This window comes from Streptomyces sp. NPDC030840 (genome assembly GCF_055572015.1).
The window spans coordinates 41,084-57,993 of sequence record NZ_JBVIEE010000037.1; the positions used below are offsets into that span (position 1 = coordinate 41,084).

Genomic DNA, 16,910 nt, shown 5'->3' on the forward strand with positions numbered 1-16,910 from the left:
GTACGGGGGGTGAACTCAATGTGTCGGAACGGTGCATCCCCTGTACTTCCAGGTGATTGGCGGGCCAGTTCGGCTCCCGGTGGGGTGTTGTTAACTTTTCGTTGATTCTGGGTTGGGCCGAACCTAGAAATTGCTTTCTAGCGTCGTCGTCGTGCCAGCAAGTACAACGAAACCCTTGCGCATTGCCGTCCTCGCGGACTCCGACACCCGCTGGAAGTGGGGTGCGCTGACCGCGGAGCGCGTCGCGCCGGGTCCGTCCATGGAAGCCGGACCGCGCGGCGAGACGCAAGTGAGCCCCGCCCTGGACGGGTTCCTGCTGCGCGGCCGTGCCACACCCACGGCCCGCCAGCTGGCAGAGGTGGGCGTTCGCGCCGACTCCCTGACGGAGGTCACCGCCGTCGAGTTCCTGCGCTCCATGGCGCGGGAGGACTACGACATCGTCGTCCTCGCCCTCGTCGGGGGAGGCGTCCAGGCGATGCTGCACGGCCTCAAGCGGGTCTGGGAAGGCAGGTCGCGGCGCCCCGTCGTCGTCACCGGCTATGTCGGCGTCGTGTACGAGAAGCTCGCCGACGGCCTGCTGCTGCGGCACGGCGCGGACCTCGTCCTCGCCAACTCCCGCCAGGACGCCGAGCGTTTCCGCGCGGTGTACGAGGGAGTCGGTACCGACGCCTCCTCCGTGACCGAGGTGGCGCTGCCGTTCCTCGGCGGGGAGCCCTACACCGGCGAGCACGACCCGTCCGCGAAGCAGGGACACAGCCCCTACACGGTCGTCTTCGCGGCCCAGCCCTCCGTACCGGACAACCGCAGGGACCGTACGTACCTGCTGAACCGCCTGATTCAGCACGCCCGCAAGCACCCCGAGCGCGAGGTGCTGCTCAAGCTGCGCTCCAGGCCGGGCGAACACACCACGCACATCGAGGAGCTGCCGTACCAGAAGCTGGTCCAGCGGCTCGATCCGCCGGCCAACTTCCGGCTGGTGTACGGGAACATGGGCGAGGTCCTCGACCGCACCGACCTGCTGGTCACGATCAGCTCCACGGCGGCGCTGGAGTCGCTGCACCGCCGCATCCCCACCGTCGTCCTCACCGACCTCGGTGTGCGGGAGGCGCTCGGCAACCACCACTTCGTCGGCTCCGGCTGCCTCGCCTCCTGGGACCAGCTGGACGAGGGACACCGGCCGGCGCCCGACGCGGAGTGGGTGTCCCGGCAGGGCGTCTGCGCCGACGGCTCGTACGCCACCGCCTTCGACGCGGCCCGCGAGCGCATCGCCAAGCTGTTTCAGCGGCCCGGGGGGCTGCCCGCCCTCACCCCGTACTACACGCCGGCCACCGCGCCCGGCTATCTGCCCGGCATCCTCGCCCGCCACCACCTCGGCCCGGACGGCAGCCCGCTGCCCGGCGCCCCCGCCCACGACAAGGACCCCGGCCCGGTCCGCCAGATAGTGCGGCGGGCGGCACGCGGCGCCTACCGGCACGGCGTGCAGCGGGTGGCACCGGTCATCCGGCGGATGGGGGAGCTGTGAGCCGCCAGATCCCACGTCAAGGAGCAGAAACCATGTCCCACTCGGAAGCGGCCCAAGGCACTTCGGTGCCCCGGGTGCTTGCGGTCATCCCCGCGCGCGGCGGCTCCAAGGGCGTGCCCGCGAAGAACCTCGCCCCCGTCGGCGGCATACCGCTGGTGTCGCGGGCGGTGCGCGAGTGCCGGGCCGGCCGCCTGGTGACGGACGTCGTCGTCTCCACCGACGACCACGGCATCGCGGCCGCCGCCCGCCAGGCCGGCGCCGAGGTCGTGCTGCGCCCCGCCGCCATCGCCGGCGACACCGCCACCTCCGAGGCGGCCGTGCTGCACGCGATGGACGCCCACGAGGCGCTGCACGGCGCGCCGGTGGACGTGGTCCTGCTCGTGCAGTGCACCAGCCCCTTCATCGTCCGCGAGGACATCGACGCCGTCGTCAAGGCGATCGTCGCCAACAACGCCGACACCTCCCTCACCGTCGCCCCCTTCCACGGCTTCGTGTGGCGCCACGGCGACGACGACGCGGCCGGCGCGGAGACCGAGCGGGCGACCGCCGGCGGCGGCTACGGCGTCAACCACGACAAGTCGTTCCGCCCCCGCCGCCAGGACCGCCCCCAGGACTTCCTGGAGACCGGCGCCGCCTACGCGATGGACGCCAAAGGCTTCCGCGAGCACAAGCACCGCTTCTTCGGCCGCACGGAACTCGTGCGCACCGACCCCGCCCGGGTGCTGGAGATCGACGATCCGCACGACCTGGCCCGCGCCCGCGCGCTGGCGCCACTGTTCGACGCGGACCGGCCCGGCGCCCTCCCGACCACGGACGACATCGATGCGGTCGTACTGGACTTCGACGGCACCCAGACCGATGACCGGGTGCTGATCGATGCCGATGGAAAGGAGTTCGTCTCCGTGCACCGCGGAGACGGCCTCGGTATCGCCGCCCTGCGCAAGAGCGGGCTGAAGATGCTGATCCTGTCCACGGAGCAGAACCCGGTCGTCGCCGCCCGCGCACGGAAGCTGCAGATTCCCGTGCTGCACGGCGTCGACCGGAAGGACCTCGCGCTGAAGCAGTGGTGCGAGGAGCAGGGCATCGCGCCTGAGCGCGTGCTCTACGTCGGCAACGACGTCAACGACCTCCCGTGCTTCGCCCTCGTGGGCTGGCCCGTGGCGGTCGCGAGCGCCCACGACGTCGTGCGCGGCGCCGCACGCGCGGTCACCGCCACCCCCGGTGGCGACGGCGCGATCCGAGAGATCGCCAGCTGGATCCTCGGCCCCTCTCTCGATTCCCTCACCAAGTAAGGACATCTCTGCCATGAGCACCTACTCCCGCATCCGCAACTTCGGTTCGCGCGAAGTCGGCCCGGGCCGGCCCGTCTACATCTGCGGTGAGATCGGCATCAACCACAACGGTGAGCTGGAGAACGCCTTCAAGCTCATCGAGGTGGCCGCCGAGGCCGGCTGCGACGCCGTGAAGTTCCAGAAGCGCACGCCGGAGATCTGCACCCCGCGCGACCAGTGGGACATCGAGCGCGACACCCCCTGGGGCCGGATGACCTACATCGACTACCGCCACCGCGTGGAGTTCGGCGAGGACGAGTACCGCCAGATCGACGACTACTGCAAGGAGAAGGGGATCGACTGGTTCGCCTCCCCGTGGGACACCGAGGCCGTCGCCTTCCTGGAGAAGTTCGACGTCCCGGCCCACAAGGTGGCCTCGGCCTCCCTGACCGACGACGAGTTGCTGCGCGCCCTGCGCTCCACCGGCCGCGCGGTCATCCTCTCCACGGGTATGTCGACCCCGAAGCAGATCCGCCACGCGGTCGAGGTCCTGGGCTCGGACAACATCCTGATGTGCCACGCCACGTCGACGTATCCCGCGAAGGCCGAGGAGCTGAACCTCCGCGTGATCAACACGCTGGAGAAGGAATTCCCGAACGTCCCGATCGGCTACTCCGGCCACGAGACGGGCCTGCAGACCACCCTCGCCGCGGTCGCCCTCGGGGCGACCTTCGTCGAGCGTCACATCACCCTGGACCGCGCGATGTGGGGTTCGGACCAGGCCGCCTCGGTCGAGCCGCAGGGCCTGCAGCGCCTCGTCCGCGACATCCGCACCATCGAGGCCTCCCTCGGTGACGGCGTCAAGAAGGTGTACGACTCCGAGCTCGGCCCGATGAAGAAGCTGCGCCGCGTCCAGGGCGTCGTCGCCGCGGCGGAGATCGCCGCGGCGGCGGGCGAGCCGGTCGCGGTCTGATCCCCTCCACACCCACATCAAGGGAAGCGACGGTAGGACGTCGATGAGCCCCCGCGCCGGAACTGCCGGCCCCCACACCCTCGCCTTCGTCGAGAGTCCGGTACAGCTTCTGAACGTGCTGGAGTGGGCGCACGCCCACGTGCTCCAGGACGCCGGTGGAGGAACCGGCGCGGGGCTCACCCTTGTCGTCCTCTCACCCAACGACCCCATGACCCGGGGCCAGTTGCGCCGTATGGCGGAGCTGGCGCGGGACGAGGGGTACGAGGTGCGGTGGGAGGAGGCGCGGGGCGGCACGACGGCCCCGTTCCACACCATCGCGGGCCTCGCCCCGCTGCTGCGCAGGGCGAGCCGGGTCGTCATGGGCGACCCGTTCTCCCGCTACGTACAACTGCTCCTGACCATCACCCGGGCCCGGGACCTGGTGGTCGTGGACGACGGCACGGCGACCATGGAGTTCGTCGCCCAACTCGCCCGCGGCGAACGCCTGGTCCGCTGGCACCGCAAGGGCGGCCGCCCCGGCCCGCGCGACCTGCTCTTCGCCCCGGTGTCGTCCAAGGCCCGCCACCGCCTCACCCCCGGCGGGAACCGGCACGTCGAGGTCTTCTCCTCCATGCCGATCGACGAGACCCCCGACGGCGTCACGGTCACGGCCAACGACTTCGCCTGGACCCGTGCCCGCTTCGGCCCCCCGCGCCTGACCAAGGGCTCCGACCTGGTCGGCACCTCCCTGGTCGAGACGGGCGTCGTGGACGGCGACCGCTACCTGGGGGCGGTCCTGAACCTCGCCCGCGCCCACGGCGCGACCCGCTACTTCGCCCACCGCCGCGAGAGCTCCGAGAAGCTCCACCGGCTGGTCCAGGAGACGGGCCTGGAGGTGGTCCGCCCCGACCTCCCCCTGGAACTGATCGCCCGCCGCGGCCCCATCGGCCGCACGATCCTGAGCTTCCCCTCGACCGTGGTCCACACCCTGCCGCTGGCCCTGGCGGGCACGGAGGTCAAGGTCGCGGTCTGCGACATCGACCCGACCTGGCTCACCGAGAACGCCTCACCGCGCGCGCAGGGCTTCCTGTCGGGGGTGACGGGGACGGCGCGGGATGTGCATCGGTTGTCGGCGGTGACATCGGTGTAGTCGCTCCGCCGGGAGGGGCCTGGGCCGGGTGGGCCGGTGTTTCGCCCAGCCGGTTCTTGACGGCCGCTATGAGGTCCGCCAGCGCCGCACGGCCCATGTGGAGGACTACGTCCGGTTCGTCGCTCTCGCGGAGGCGGAGGGTGGTGTCGGGGGTGGTGGCGACGTGGACGCAGGAGGAGGCCTCCGAACTGTACGACGACTTCTGCCACGTGAGGGCCGGCTTGGTGGACATGGGGCCTCCTAGAGTCGGTGGGCGATCCCGTGGATGAGATCGCGGGATGCCTCCGCCGGGAGCGCGAGCTTTTCCAGGCGGTCCAGCACGGTCGTGTAGCGCTCCAACTGGGCTGCGGCGTCGAGGAATTCGCTTCCGTGCTCGGTGTCCAACTGCACGGTGTCGAGTTGGGGGACAGGCCCGTATGCGTAGTCGATTCCCTGTCCGGAGCCAGGGAAGGCGCCCCGGCCGAAGGGGATGACCAGGACCGTGATGGTGTCGCGCTCGCTCAACTCGACGAGATGGGTGAGCTGTTCGCGCGCGACATCTGTGCCGCCCACCTGCATGTGGAGTGCCGCCTCGTGGATGAGCGCCGTGTAGGGGAGTGAGCGCTCGCGGTACAGCACGGCCTGGCGCTTGATGCGGTACGACATCCTGTGCTCGATCTCGTGGGGGAGCAGCGGCGGCACCGCGTCGCCGAACAGCGCCCGCGCGTGCTGCGGCGTTTGCAACAGTCCGGGGATGTGCAGGGCTTGGGCCACGCGCAGGGCAGTGGCGTGGTGTTCGAGTTCGGCCAGGTCGAGTGCGGCGTGCGGCAACCGCCCTCGGTAGTCCTCCCACCAGCCACGCACCCTGCGGCCCGTCATTCCGGTCAGCGCCTTGATGAGGGCCTCGTCCGAGCACGCGTAGTTGCGGGTAATGGCTCGCACGCGGTCGGCGCTGACGGCATAGCGCCCCGCTTCGATGTTGCTGATGCGTGACTGGTTGACGCCCAGGAGGGCCGCGGCCTCGACCGTGGAAAGGCCCGCTCGGTCGCGGAGTTTGCGCAGCTCGGAGCCGAGGCGCTGCTGGCGCAGAGTGGGGGTCTTGCTGGGCGACATCAGCGTCCCTTCGTGCCGGGAGGGAGAGGCCAGGTCACCCACACGAGTGCTAATGGCCTCTCTTCCCCTTCTTTTGTGGAATGTAGGCCAATTTCGGACCTACGGTGAGACTCATCCCGCTCAACGACCAACCTGTGCGAACCGAAGCCGTCGAGCGGTCCAAGTCCCTTCCCCGAAGGAGTCGTTCATGGCCACCGTATCGCCGTCACCCGCCCCCGCCTGGTCCTACGCCCTGCACCTGCCCCACGACCCCCGTGCCCCGCGCATCGCCCGTATGACCTTGCGGGCCGTGCTCCCGGCGTACGGGATGAGGGAGTTGCTCGACACCGCCGAACTCTTGGCCTCCGAGCTCGTCACCAACGCCTACCGGCACACGAAGGGACCCGCCGCACTGCGACTGCGCGGGCTCGACGAGCTGGACGGCGCGTCCCGGAGCGGGGTGCGGATCACCGTGTGGGACACCGACTCCTACGTGCCCTCACCGTTCGACGAGCCGGCCGTCCGGACCGGTTCACCGGGGGTCACGGTGGCGCAGCCGGACCGGCGATCCCTCGGCGGACGCGGGCTGCTCCTCGTGCGCGAGTGGGCCGACCGCTGGGGCGGGTGCCTGCTCGGTGACGATCTGTCCGGGCGGAGCGGGAAGCTGCTCTGGTTCGAGCTGGACGCGCGGTCGGTGGCTGACGTGAAGATCGCGGCGTGAACGGCCGGGCTCATGATGCGTCCGTCACGGTGAGGTACCTCGTACGGGTGCAGCAGAGCGCACGCCGGGCCACGCGTCTCTCCCGGCGCTACCGTGGAGCCGTTACACGCCCTGTACTCAGCAGAGGACCGCGGTGACCACCATGATCGAGCGCCCGGCGGCCATAGAGGCATCCGGGTCCGGAGCCTTCGAGGACATGCTCCGGACCATCGAGGAGCTGGACACACCTGACGGCTACAAGGCCGAGCTCATCCGGGGGAAGATCGTCGTGTCGCCGTGGTCGAAGCTGCGTTACAAGCGGGTCATGAAGTCCCTGCGGCGGCAGTTGGAGCCTTACGCGCCAGAAGGGCATGACGTCGACGTCGCGCCGTTCCTCTTCTCCATCCCAGGGACCGAGCGCGCCTTCGGCCCCGACCTGCACGTCGCCGACGAATCCGCCTTCGACGCCGACGGCCGCCACGCCGACGGCGCTGCCCTCTCCCTCGTCGCCGAGCTGACCTCGGACTCCACGAAGGACGTCGACTGGCTCGACAAGCTGGACGCCTACGGGCGAGTGGTCCCCGTGTATCTCCTGCTCGACATGAAGGTGCAGGAGATCAGTGCCTTCTGGGACCCGTCGCCGAGGGGCTACCGCTCCCGGACGAACGTGCCCTTCGGACGCCCCCTCCACGTACCCGCACCCTTCGACTTCGAGCTGGACACCTCCGGGTTTGCTGTTCCCGAGGAGAACGCGGAGAACGGGCAGGACAGGAGCGGGGAGCGGGAGTGACGTCAATCACTCGAAAAGCGGCAGGTATACCCATCTCCCTTGGCCCCCATGCGCCATGCGGTCATATTTTCTTCCCTGACGGGCTGAATTTTTGTTGATCGTGGGTTAGGCGCCCGCCCGATCGCCCTACTCTTCTTAGGGTGAACCAACTGATGTCCCGAGAGTCCGAGGCCGATCTGCCCGGGGAAGCAGCGCTGCCCGGCACCCTGCCGGATGCCCTGCGCGAGGAACTCGTGGCCTTCCGCCGCGACCTGCACATGCACCCCGAGCTCGGTAACCAGGAGTTCCGCACGACCGCCGCGATCAAGGCCCGCCTGGAGAAGGCAGGGCTCGCGCCACGCGTACTCGCGGCCGGGACCGGGCTCATCTGTGACATCGGTGACTGGGACGGGGGGCGGCCCATGCTCGCCCTGCGGGCCGACATCGACGCCCTGCCGATCCCCGACACGAAGGTCGGCTGCGCCTACCGGTCCACCGTGCCCGACCGGGCCCACGCCTGCGGCCACGACGTGCACACCACCGTCGTCCTCGGCGCCGGCCTGGTCCTCGCCGAGCTGCACCGGCAGGGGCACCTGCCCCGGCCCGTACGGCTGCTCTTCCAGCCGGCCGAGGAGGTGCTGCCCGGCGGCGCGGCCGACGCCATCGCGTCCGGTGTGCTGGAGGGCGTGGGGCGGATGATCGCCGTCCACTGCGACCCCAGGGTGGACGCCGGGCGGATCGGGCTGCGCAACGGACCGATCACGTCCGCGTGCGACCGGCTGGAGGTCGCGCTCGACGGGCCGGGTGGCCACACCGCGCGCCCCCACCTCACCACCGACCTCGTCACCGCCGCCGCCCGCGTCGCGACCGACGTGCCCGCCCTGATCGCCCGCCGCGTCGACGCCCGCAGCGGCCTCGTCGTCACCTGGGGCCGCATCGAGTCCGGCCACGCCTGCAACGTGATCCCGCAGCACGCCGAGCTCTCCGGCACCGTGCGCTGCCTCGACATCGACGCCTGGCGGCAGGCGCCCGACCTGGTGCACGCCGCCATCGACGAGATCGCCACCGTCCACCGCGCGAAGTCCGAGATCAACTACGTCCGGGGCGTTCCGCCGGTCGTCAACGACCCGGTCGTGACCGAGCTGCTGCGTGACGCCATGACCACGCGGTGCGGCGCGCAGTCCATCGAGAGCACGGACCAGAGCCTGGGCGGCGAGGACTTCTCCTGGTACCTGGAGCACGTCCCGGGCGCCATGGCCCGCCTCGGCGTCCGCCGGCCCGGGGACCGTCAGGTCCGCGACCTCCACCAGGGTGACTTCGACGCGGACGAGCACGCCATCACGGTCGGCGTGGAGCTCTTCACCGCGGCCGCCCTCCTCGAAGCCGGACGCTAGCCGCGTCGGCGTGGGCGCCCGCGCCCACGCCCGATCCCCGGAGGCGTGAGCGGCCACCGGCTGACGGCGGACCGGCTGCCCGCCACCGCCTGCCGGCCACCGGTCAAGGCCACCACCTGACGGCTGACCGGCTGCCGGCACCCGGTCGGCCAGGCATCCGGCCTGCCGGCACCCGGTCGGCCAGGCGCCCAGTCGACCGTCAGCCGGTCGGCCAGGCGCCCAGTCGACCGTCAGCCGGTCGGCCAGGCACCCGGTCGGCCAGGCACCCGGTCGGCCGGCAGCCGCCGGCCGATCCGTCGTCACCCGATCTGCCGTCCCCCGGGTCGGCCGTCCCCGGGTCCGCCGTCCCCGGGTCCGCCGTCCCCGGGTCCGCCGTCCCCGGGTCCGCCGTCCCGCGGCCCGCCGTCGGGAGTGACCGCGCTCACCCTTCCCGGCTCCGGGCCTCCGGGACGTTACGCCCGAAACGCACCTTTCGTGGCCGTGGTTCACGCGGACTTAACCGGCCATCGGCACGAATGGATAACAGCCGCGCGGTACCCCGTTCCCTCCCGGGTCTACGCGCGTTAATGTGCGCCGAACTCGGCACCCACGGTGGGGCCTGAACGAGCACCCACTGCGGGGCTTTGGAGAATGGGGAACTTCACGATGCGTCGGATATCCAAACTGACCCGCGTCGCGGTGGGGGTCGCGTCGCTGGCCCTCGCGGCCACTGCCTGTGGCGGTACGAGCAGCGAAGCCGGAAGCAGCGGCGGCGACGAGAGCGGCGGGGCCAAGAAGGGTCTCGCCATCGCCTACGACATCGGCGGCAAGGGCGACCAGTCCTTCAACGACGCCGCGTTCTCCGGCCTGGAGAAGGCCAAGAAGGAGTTCGGCTACGAGACCGCCGACATCGAGCCCACCGAGGGCGAGACCGACGCGGACAAGGTGCAGCGCCTCACCTCCCTGGCCAAGCAGGGCTACAACCCCATCGTCGGTGTCGGGTTCGCCTACGGCCCCGCGATGGAGGAGGTCGCCAAGAAGTACCCGAAGGTCAACTTCGGCATCGTCGACTCCGTCGTCGAGGGCGAGAACGTGGCCTCCCTGGTCTTCGCCGAGAACGAGGCCTCGTACCTCGCCGGTGTCGCCGCCGCGAAGGCGACCAAGACCAACACCGTCGGTTTCGTCGGTGGCGTGGACATCCCGCTGATCCACAAGTTCGAGGCCGGCTACAAGCAGGGCGTCCAGGACACCAACCCCAAGGTGAAGGTGCTGTCGCAGTACCTGACCCAGACCGCCGAGGAGGGCGGCTTCTCCAGCCCGGACAAGGGCAAGGCCGCCGCCGAGGCCCAGCTGGAGAAGAACGCCGACGTCGTCTACCAGGCCGCCGGCCTCTCCGGCCAGGGTGTGATCGAGGCCGCCGCCACCCAGAAGAAGTGGGCGATCGGCGTCGACTCCGACCAGTACGAGCAGCAGGCCCTCGCCAAGTACAAGAAGTACATCCTCACCTCGGCCCTCAAGGACGTCGGCGGCGCGGTGTACACCCTCGCCAAGTCCGTCGAGGACGGCAAGCCGCTGACCGGCGTCCAGACCTTCGACCTGAAGGTGGACGGCGTCGGCCTCGCCGAGAGCAACCCCGAGTTCGCGAAGATCTCCGGCCTCACGGACGCCGTGGCCAAGGCCAAGAAGGCCATCATCGACGGCACCATCAAGGTCAAGACCGAGTAGTCGACGGTTCGTGGTGGCGGGCGGGCACCCCGGTGCCCGCCCGCGCCCTTTGGGGGCGCGGGTCTGTGACATTGTGCGGCTCCGCCGCGGGGGCGCGACCAGCCACCAACAGCCCGCAGCCCTGAACGGCCCTGATCAGAAACGGCGCTCCCAGAACCGGCCCCCAGCGGAGCGCACGCGTATCGGCCCCATAACAAGCCGCCCCGCGGGGTTTCACCCCGAGGTCTACGCGCGTTACTCTGCGGCGGAACCACCACGCGCGCGCCGACACAGTAGAGCACCACCTCCGGCGCTTGCACGACAGGAGCACTGACACATGCGCCGGGTTTCCCGCCTCACGGTCGCAGGCGCAGCGACCGCGTCCCTCGCCCTCGCCCTCACCGCCTGCGGAGGAACCTCCACCGAGGCCTCCTCCCAGGACACGAAGGGCAACAAGGGCCTTGCCATCGCGTACGACGTCGGCGGCAAGGGCGACCAGTCCTTCAACGACGCGGCGTACGAGGGTCTGCGGAAGGCGGAGGAGGAGTTCGGCTACGAGACCACCGACGTCGAGCCCACCGAGGGCGAGACGGACGCAGACAAGACCCAGCGCCTGGTCTCGCTGGCCAAGCAGGGCTACAACCCGGTGATCGGCGTCGGCTACGCCTACGCGGCGGCCGTGAAGGAGGCCGCGGCGAAGTACCCGGACATCACGTTCGGCATCGTCGACGACTCCACCATCAAGGCGGAGAACGTCGCGGACCTGGTCTTCTCCGAGGAGCAGGCCTCGTACCTCGCCGGTGTCGCCGCCGCGAAGACCACCAGGACCAACACGGTCGGTTTCGTCGGTGGCGTGGACATCCCGCTGATCCACAAGTTCGAGGCGGGCTTCGAGCAGGGCGTCGAGGACACCAACCCCAAGGTGAAGGTCCTGTCGCAGTACCTCACGCAGACCGCGGAGGAAGGCGGCTTCTCCAGCCCCGACAAGGGCAGGACGGCCGCCGAGAGCCAGATCGAGAAGAAGGCCGACGTCGTCTACCAGGCGGCCGGTCTGTCGGGCCAGGGTGTGATCGAGGCCGCCGCCGCCAACAAGGTGTGGGCGATCGGCGTCGACTCCGATCAGTACGAGCAGCAGGCCCTCGCGAAGTACAAGGACCACATCCTCACCTCGGCGACGAAGGACGTGGCCAAGGCGGTGTACAACCTTGCGAAGTCGGTCGAGGAGGGCAAGCCGGAGAGCGGTATCGTACGGGGCGATCTGAAGACCGGTGAGGTCGGCCTCGCGGACTCCAATCCCCGGTTCAAGGCCGACACCGAGCTCCAGGAAGCCATCGAAACGGCCAAGGAGAAGATCATCAGCGGCGAGATCAAGGTCAGGACCAGCTGACTCGGCAAGGCCTCGAGCAGCCAGTAACCGCGGGGTTACATCCGCTCAACGGGGTACGGGGAGTCTTCGCCCTGTACCCCGTTGTCGACGGTGCGTCACCCCTATTGTTGCCATAGGGGTGCTACACGCGTAGACGACCCCCTTCCACAGGAGAGTGCGCCATCAACGCGTCCAGCAGCCCTCCGGCCGGGGCGGCGGTCAACGGTCAGGTGACCGCCGTCGAACTCGCCGGGATCACCAAGCGATTCCCCGGAGTCGTGGCCAACCACGACATCCACCTCAGCGTCCGCAAGGGCACCGTGCACGCCCTCGTCGGCGAGAACGGCGCCGGCAAGTCGACGCTGATGAAGATCCTCTACGGCATGCAGAAGCCGGACGAGGGCACGATCGCGATCGATGGCGAGCAGGTTTCCTTCTCGTCGCCGGCCGACGCCATCGCGCGCGGTATCGGCATGGTCCACCAGCACTTCATGCTGGCCGACAACCTCACGGTGCTCGAGAACGTGGTGCTCGGCAGCGAGAAGCTGTACGGCATCGGCGGCAAGGCGCGCCGCAAGATCAAGGAGATCTCCGAACGGTACGGCCTCGGGGTGCGCCCCGACGTCCTGGTCGAGGAGCTCGGTGTCGCCGCCCGCCAGCGCGTGGAGATCCTCAAGGTCCTCTACCGCGGCGCCCGCACCCTGATCCTGGACGAGCCGACCGCGGTCCTCGTACCGCAGGAGGTCGACGCGCTCTTCGCGAACCTGCGGGAGCTGAAGTCCGAGGGACTGTCGGTCATCTTCATCTCCCACAAGCTGGGCGAGGTGCTGTCGGTCGCCGACGAGATCACCGTCATACGCCGCGGCACGACCGTGGGCACGGCCGTCCCCGCCGAGACGACGTCGCGTCAGCTCGCCGAGATGATGGTGGGCAGCGAGCTGCCGACCCCGGAGACCGCCGAGTCCACGGTCACCGACCGCCCCGTCCTCACGGTCAAGGACCTCCGTCTGGAGGCCGCCGGCGGGAAGGCCCTGCTCGACGACATCACCTTCACCATCCACGCGGGCGAGGTCCTGGGCCTGGCCGGTGTCGAGGGCAACGGCCAGACCGAGCTGGTCGACGCGCTCATCGGTCTCAAGCCGGCCGACTCGGGCACGATCACGCTGGCCGAGGAGGAGATCACCACCTGGGCAACGCGCAAGCGCCGCGAACAGGGCATCGGGTACATCCCCGAGGATCGCCACCGCCACGGCCTGCTCCTGGAGGCCCCTCTCTGGGAGAACCGCATCCTCGGCCACGTCACCGAGAAGCCCAACGCCAAGGGCTTCTGGCTGGACCCGAAGGCCGCCCAGGAGGACACGCGGCGGATCGTCAAGGCGTACGACGTCCGCACGCCCGGTATCGACGTCACGGCTGCCTCGCTCTCCGGCGGCAACCAGCAGAAGCTGATCGTCGGCCGCGAGATGAGCCACAAGCCGCGTTTCCTGATCGCCGCCCACCCCACGCGTGGTGTGGACGTCGGCGCGCAGGCCCAGATCTGGGACCAGATCCGCGAGGCCCGCCGCGAGGGCCTGGCCGTGCTGCTGATCTCCGCCGACCTGGACGAGCTGATCGGCCTCTCCGACACCCTCCGCGTGATCTACAACGGCAAGCTGGTCGCCGACGCCGACCCCGCCACGATCACCCCCGAGGAACTCGGCTCCGCCATGACGGGCGCCGCCACGGGCCACCTCGAACACGAGGAGCCTCCGGCGGACGGCCCGGCGGAGACGTCGGTGGGAGTTTCTGCTGAGGGTGAGTCGGACGGCCCGGCGGAGTCTCAGGCCGATGGTTCGGCGGAGTCTTCGGCCGAGACCTCGGCGGACGGTCCTGCTGAGCCACGGGCCGGCGGCGCGGCGGAGTCTCAGGCCGATGGTTCGGCGGAGTCCCCGGCCGAGACCTCGGCGGACGGTCCTGCGGAGCCACGGGCCGGCGGCTCGGTGGAGCCACAGGCCGAGGCCCCGGCCGAAACCCCCGGCGACGACCCCGCCGACCCCCCGGCCGAAGGCCCCGCCAAGATCCCCTCCCAAGGTCAGGCGAAGACGCAGGCAGACGCCCCGGAAGACGACGAGGCCCGCTGATGAAGAAGTTCGACAAGGAGCGCGTGCTCCTCGCGGTGGCCGGACCGGTCATCGCGCTCGCCGTGGCGTTCGCCCTGTCCTCGGTGGTGCTGATCGCCTCGGGCAAGAGCCCGGTCGAGCCGTACAGCCTGATGTTCGAGCAGGCCACGTTCTCCGACATCCAGGTTCTGATCATCAACCAGGCCTCGATGTACTACATCGCGGCCCTCGCGGTGGCCATCGGCTTCCGCATGAACCTGTTCAACATCGGTGTCGACGGCCAGTACCAGCTCGCCGCCATGATCGCCGCGGTCGTCGGCGCCCATGTGAACCTGCCGGCGTTCCTGCAGATCCCGCTGCTGATCCTGACCGCGGTGTTCACCGGCGCGTTCTGGTCCGGCATCGCCGGTGTCCTCAAGGTCACCCGAGGCGTCAGCGAGGTCGTCGCGACGATCATGCTCAACGCGATCGCGACCTCCGTGATCGCCTACCTGTGGCTGCCGAGCGTCTTCGGCGTCAAGGTCGGCAACAACAACACCACCGGCGAGATGCACAAGTCCGGCTGGGTCCCCGGCATCGACCTCGGCGCGGCCGGCGAGATCTACGGCATGGTGTTCCTCGCCGTCCTGCTCGGCGTCGTCTACTGGGTCGTCCTCAACCGCACCCGCTTCGGCTTCGACCTGCGCGCCTCGGGCGCCTCGGAGAGCGCCGCCGCGGCCAGCGGCGTCGACCCCAAGCGCATGGTGCTCACCGCCATGCTGATCTCCGGCGGCATGGCCGGTCTCGCGGGCCTGCCGATCCTGCTCGGCGACACCCACACCTACAGCCTGAACTTCCCCACCGGCATCGGCTTCCTCGGCATCGGCATCGCCCTGCTCGGCCGCAACAACCCGACCGGCATCGCCTTCGCGGCCCTGCTGTGGGCCTGGCTCGACAAGGCCTCGCCCGAGCTGGACTTCCACAACTACGACAAGGAGATCGCGGTCATCATGCAGGGCCTGATCGTGCTCGCGGTCGTCGTCAGTTACGAGGCCGTGCGCGAGTGGGGCCTGCGCCGCCAGCAGCGCCGCGTCGGCGCGGAGCTCGCCGCCGGTCTCGTCCTCGGCGCCACCGACAACACCGCCCAGAAGGCCCAGAAGGAGGTGGCTGGCCGATGACCACCGTGACCACCGCGCAAGACGTCAACCAGCCCACGCTGCAGCCCGCCGCCCCGGCCGGCCGCAAGCTGTCGCTGCCCGTCCTGCTGCTCGTCATCGCCGGCGGCCTCGCGCTGACCTCGATCGTCCGCATCATCACCGGCGCCGACGGCATCACCAACGTCAGCCAGATGTCCACCGCCCTGGAGCTGGCCGTCCCGATCGGTCTGGCCGGTCTTGGCGGCCTGTGGGCCGAGCGCGCGGGCGTCGTCAACATCGGCCTCGAGGGCATGATGATCCTCGGCACCTGGTTCGGCGCCTGGGCCGGCTACCAGTGGGGCCCGTGGACCGGCGTCCTCGTCGGCATCATCGGCGGCGCGATCGGCGGCCTCGTGCACGCGTTCGTCACCGTCAGCTTCAACGTCAACCACATCGTCTCCGGTGTGGCCATCAACATCCTCGCCCTCGGCGCCACCCGCTACCTCGCCCCGCTCGCCTTCGAGGGCACGGAGGGCGGCTCGGCCAAGCAGTCCCCGCAGGTGGAGTCCCTCGGCGACTTCACCGTGCCCGGGCTCTCGGACGCGCTCAGCGAGCTCAACCACAAGGGCTGGTTCCTGGTCTCCGACGTCGCCGGCCTGCTCGGCGGCCTGGTCACCAACGTCTCCTGGCTGACGCTCATCGCCGTCGCGCTGATCCCCGGCAGCTGGTGGATCCTGTGGCGCACCGCCTTCGGCCTGCGTCTGCGCTCCTGCGGTGAGAACCCGGTGGCCGCCGAGTCGCTCGGCGTCAACGTCTACAAGTACAAGTACCTGGCCGTGATCATCTCCGGCGGCCTGGCCGGTCTCGGCGGTGTCTTCCTGTCCATCGTGGCCAACCCCTTCTACCTGGAGGGCCAGGTCAGCGGCCGCGGCTACATCGGTCTCGCCGCGATGATCTTCGGCAACTGGATGCCGGGCGGCCTCGCCCTCGGCGCCGGCCTGTTCGGCTACACCGACAGCCTCAACCTGCGCGGCGGCTCCGAGAACGTCCACGCGCTGCTGCTGCTCGGCGCGCTCCTGCTGGTCATCGGCGCCGTCTGGCTGGTGGTCCGGAAGAAGTACACCGCCTCCGCGATCACCCTCCTCGTCGGCGTCCTGGTGTTCACCTGGTACGCGACCACCGACGAGGTCCCGAACCAGGTCGTCTCCGCCACGCCGTACGTCATCACGCTGATCGTCCTCGCGCTCTCCGCACAGCGGCTGCGCATGCCCAAGGCGGACGGTCTGCCGTACCGGAAGGGCCAGGGCAAGTGACCTCGCCCGCCGGGGTCGACGCCGTCGACTGGGAGAAGCTGCGTACGGTCGCCCGGGACGCGATGTCCCGGGCGTACGCCCCGTACTCCGGCTACCCCGTCGGGGTCGCCGCCCTGGTCGACGACGGGCGGATCGTCTCGGGCTGCAACGTCGAGAACGCCTCGTACGGACTCGGGCTGTGCGCCGAGTGCGGGCTGGTCTCGGAGCTGCAGAACACCGGCGGCGGCCGGCTCACCCACTTCACGTGCGTGGACGGCCAGGGCGAGATCCTCGTCCCGTGCGGGCGCTGCCGTCAGCTGCTGTACGAGTTCGGCGGGCCGGACATGCTCCTCCAGACCCCGGAGGGCATCGTGCCGCTGTCGGAGATGCTGCCGCAGGCGTTCGGTCCCGGCCATCTCAGGAAGTAACCCCCCGTGCGGCCCCTCTGAGTTGCTCAGGTCCGAGTTGCTCAGCGGGGCCGCTCACTTTCGGAACCCCGGAAGTCACCTTCGGAACCTCGGAAGGA

14 protein-coding genes and 1 pseudogene are annotated in these 16,910 nt (G+C 70.0%); 13 read left to right on the forward strand and 2 right to left on the reverse strand.

The features are described from left to right. Window positions 1–151: 151 nt before the first annotated feature. The 4 genes from ACZ49J_RS43360 to ACZ49J_RS43375 are packed head-to-tail and all read left to right on the forward strand — an operon-like array spanning window position 152 to window position 4,895. Window positions 152–1,522 carry a DUF6716 putative glycosyltransferase gene (locus ACZ49J_RS43360; protein ID WP_467456782.1) on the forward strand — a complete coding sequence of 457 codons (1,371 nt, stop codon included), beginning with the start codon at window positions 152–154 and terminating at the stop codon, window positions 1,520–1,522. 32 nt (window positions 1,523–1,554) lie between these two features. Further along, window positions 1,555–2,814, forward strand: coding sequence for a cytidylyltransferase domain-containing protein (locus ACZ49J_RS43365; protein WP_467456780.1), 1,260 nt, complete (start codon window positions 1,555–1,557; stop codon window positions 2,812–2,814). A gap of 13 nt (window positions 2,815–2,827) precedes the next feature. After that, complete coding sequence (locus tag ACZ49J_RS43370; RefSeq protein WP_467456778.1) at window positions 2,828–3,766, forward strand: N-acetylneuraminate synthase family protein; 939 nt, start codon at window positions 2,828–2,830, stop codon at window positions 3,764–3,766. A 43-nt stretch (window positions 3,767–3,809) separates the two neighbouring features. Further along, a complete protein-coding gene (locus ACZ49J_RS43375) occupies window positions 3,810–4,895 on the forward strand; it encodes a hypothetical protein (RefSeq protein WP_467456777.1) in 1,086 nt (361 codons plus the stop codon). On the opposite strand, the gene ACZ49J_RS43380 is transcribed toward ACZ49J_RS43375, so the two are convergent. Then, window positions 4,798–5,127: a DUF397 domain-containing protein gene (locus tag ACZ49J_RS43380; protein WP_467456776.1), complete on the reverse strand. Its 330-nt coding sequence runs from the start codon at window positions 5,125–5,127 to the stop codon at window positions 4,798–4,800. The two genes, ACZ49J_RS43375 and ACZ49J_RS43380, sit on opposite strands and share 98 nt — an antisense overlap. 8 nt (window positions 5,128–5,135) lie before the next feature. Beyond that, window positions 5,136–5,987: a helix-turn-helix domain-containing protein gene (locus tag ACZ49J_RS43385; protein WP_467456775.1), complete on the reverse strand. Its 852-nt coding sequence runs from the start codon at window positions 5,985–5,987 to the stop codon at window positions 5,136–5,138. 187 nt (window positions 5,988–6,174) lie between these two features. Here ACZ49J_RS43385 and ACZ49J_RS43390 point away from each other — a divergent pair, with 187 nt between their 5' ends. From ACZ49J_RS43390 to ACZ49J_RS43430, 9 genes and pseudogenes are all read left to right on the forward strand, one after another. Further along, window positions 6,175–6,687 carry an ATP-binding protein gene (locus tag ACZ49J_RS43390; protein ID WP_467456774.1) on the forward strand — a complete coding sequence of 171 codons (513 nt, stop codon included), beginning with the start codon at window positions 6,175–6,177 and terminating at the stop codon, window positions 6,685–6,687. Between the two features lie 142 nt (window positions 6,688–6,829). After that, window positions 6,830–7,456, forward strand: coding sequence for a Uma2 family endonuclease (locus ACZ49J_RS43395; protein ID WP_467456839.1), 627 nt, complete (start codon window positions 6,830–6,832; stop codon window positions 7,454–7,456). Window positions 7,457–7,608: 152 nt separating this feature from the next. Beyond that, window positions 7,609–8,829 (forward strand): amidohydrolase, encoded by a 1,221-nt coding sequence (locus ACZ49J_RS43400; protein ID WP_467456772.1) that lies wholly within the window; start codon window positions 7,609–7,611, stop codon window positions 8,827–8,829. Between the two features lie 645 nt (window positions 8,830–9,474). Beyond that, entirely contained in the window at window positions 9,475–10,533 is a 1,059-nt protein-coding gene (locus ACZ49J_RS43405) for a BMP family lipoprotein (protein WP_467456771.1), read from the forward strand. Between the two features lie 316 nt (window positions 10,534–10,849). After that, on the forward strand, window positions 10,850–11,899 hold the full coding sequence (locus ACZ49J_RS43410; RefSeq protein WP_467456770.1) for a BMP family lipoprotein: 1,050 nt from the start codon (window positions 10,850–10,852) through the stop codon (window positions 11,897–11,899). Between the two features lie 209 nt (window positions 11,900–12,108). Next, window positions 12,109–13,677, forward strand: a pseudogene (locus ACZ49J_RS43415) (ABC transporter ATP-binding protein); the annotation flags it as partial. A 320-nt stretch (window positions 13,678–13,997) separates the two neighbouring features. Further along, entirely contained in the window at window positions 13,998–15,134 is a 1,137-nt protein-coding gene (locus tag ACZ49J_RS43420) for an ABC transporter permease (RefSeq protein WP_467456769.1), read from the forward strand. Then, window positions 15,131–16,405 carry an ABC transporter permease gene (locus ACZ49J_RS43425; RefSeq protein WP_467456768.1) on the forward strand — a complete coding sequence of 425 codons (1,275 nt, stop codon included), beginning with the start codon at window positions 15,131–15,133 and terminating at the stop codon, window positions 16,403–16,405. The genes ACZ49J_RS43420 and ACZ49J_RS43425 overlap by 4 nt, the downstream gene beginning before the upstream one ends. After that, window positions 16,402–16,812 carry a cytidine deaminase gene (locus ACZ49J_RS43430; protein ID WP_467456767.1) on the forward strand — a complete coding sequence of 137 codons (411 nt, stop codon included), beginning with the start codon at window positions 16,402–16,404 and terminating at the stop codon, window positions 16,810–16,812. Before ACZ49J_RS43425 ends, ACZ49J_RS43430 begins: the two co-directional genes overlap by 4 nt. The last annotated feature ends 98 nt before the right edge of the window (window positions 16,813–16,910 follow it).

Coding starts and splice junctions, on each gene's coding strand:
- ACZ49J_RS43380 (WP_467456776.1), bottom strand. CDS start 5,127: ATGTCCACCAAGCCGGCCCTCACGTGGCAGAAGTCGTCGTACAGTTCG.
- ACZ49J_RS43375 (WP_467456777.1), top strand. CDS start 3,810: ATGAGCCCCCGCGCCGGAACTGCCGGCCCCCACACCCTCGCCTTCGTC.
- ACZ49J_RS43395 (WP_467456839.1), top strand. CDS start 6,830: ATGATCGAGCGCCCGGCGGCCATAGAGGCATCCGGGTCCGGAGCCTTC.
- ACZ49J_RS43365 (WP_467456780.1), top strand. CDS start 1,555: ATGTCCCACTCGGAAGCGGCCCAAGGCACTTCGGTGCCCCGGGTGCTT.
- ACZ49J_RS43420 (WP_467456769.1), top strand. CDS start 13,998: ATGAAGAAGTTCGACAAGGAGCGCGTGCTCCTCGCGGTGGCCGGACCG.
- ACZ49J_RS43405 (WP_467456771.1), top strand. CDS start 9,475: ATGCGTCGGATATCCAAACTGACCCGCGTCGCGGTGGGGGTCGCGTCG.
- ACZ49J_RS43385 (WP_467456775.1), bottom strand. CDS start 5,987: ATGTCGCCCAGCAAGACCCCCACTCTGCGCCAGCAGCGCCTCGGCTCC.
- ACZ49J_RS43370 (WP_467456778.1), top strand. CDS start 2,828: ATGAGCACCTACTCCCGCATCCGCAACTTCGGTTCGCGCGAAGTCGGC.
- ACZ49J_RS43390 (WP_467456774.1), top strand. CDS start 6,175: ATGGCCACCGTATCGCCGTCACCCGCCCCCGCCTGGTCCTACGCCCTG.
- ACZ49J_RS43425 (WP_467456768.1), top strand. CDS start 15,131: ATGACCACCGTGACCACCGCGCAAGACGTCAACCAGCCCACGCTGCAG.
- ACZ49J_RS43410 (WP_467456770.1), top strand. CDS start 10,850: ATGCGCCGGGTTTCCCGCCTCACGGTCGCAGGCGCAGCGACCGCGTCC.
- ACZ49J_RS43400 (WP_467456772.1), top strand. CDS start 7,609: ATGTCCCGAGAGTCCGAGGCCGATCTGCCCGGGGAAGCAGCGCTGCCC.